Below are 281 nucleotides of genomic sequence, written 5' to 3' on the forward strand. Positions count from 1 at the left end.
TCCCCATGCTTTCGCTCCTCAGCGTCAGTTACAGCCCAGAGACCCGCCTTCGCCACCGGTGTTCCTCCTGATATCTGCGCATTTCACCGCTACACCAGGAATTCCAGTCTCCCCTACTGCACTCTAGTCTGCCCGTACCCACTGCACGCCCAGAGTTAAGCCCTAGGTTTTCACAGCAGACGCGACAGACCGCCTACGAGCTCTTTACGCCCAATAATTCCGGACAACGCTTGCACCCTACGTATTACCGCGGCTGCTGGCACGTAGTTAGCCGGTGCTTC

At 57.7% G+C, this 281-nt stretch carries 1 rRNA gene; it reads right to left on the minus strand.

Annotation, left to right across the window (positions count from 1 at the left end):
• Positions 1-281 (minus strand): 16S ribosomal RNA (locus tag QSK18_RS35745); the annotation flags it as partial.

Source organism: Kineosporia sp. NBRC 101677 (assembly GCF_030269265.1).
Classification (GTDB): Bacteria; Actinomycetota; Actinomycetes; order Actinomycetales; family Kineosporiaceae; genus Kineosporia; species Kineosporia rhizophila.